Origin of the sequence: Pseudomonas sp. 2822-15 (genome assembly GCF_002742515.1) — a bacterium.
GTDB lineage: Bacteria > Pseudomonadota > Gammaproteobacteria > Pseudomonadales > Pseudomonadaceae > Aquipseudomonas > Aquipseudomonas salomonii.
This window is the reverse complement of the sequence record NZ_LJRY01000360.1, coordinates 1-258: the sequence shown is the minus strand read 5'-3', so window position 1 is coordinate 258 and position 258 is coordinate 1. Positions and strand designations below refer to the sequence as shown.

Below are 258 nucleotides of genomic sequence, written 5' to 3'. Positions count from 1 at the left end.
ATATAAAACATCATCCGACTCTTTTAATAAAGGTCCAGGTGCTTCATTTTCAAAATCTAAATAAAACCCTCTTAAAGTATCTTTATACTTATTTATGTCGTATGTGAAAAATAATATAGGTCTTTTTAAATTTGCATAGTCGAAGAAAACTGATGAGTAATCTGTAATTAAGATGTCTGATATTAGATATAACTCTGCTATATCATCATAACTAGAAAGGTTATATACAAATCCTTCAAAACCATCAGTATTTAATTT

The 258-nt window shown here is 26.4% G+C and carries 1 protein-coding gene; it reads right to left on the bottom strand.

Annotated features, from left to right (window positions below):
• The coding region (locus AOA59_RS28765) for a CDP-glycerol glycerophosphotransferase family protein (protein WP_178076312.1) at window positions 1-258 on the bottom strand (258 nt) is incomplete at both ends.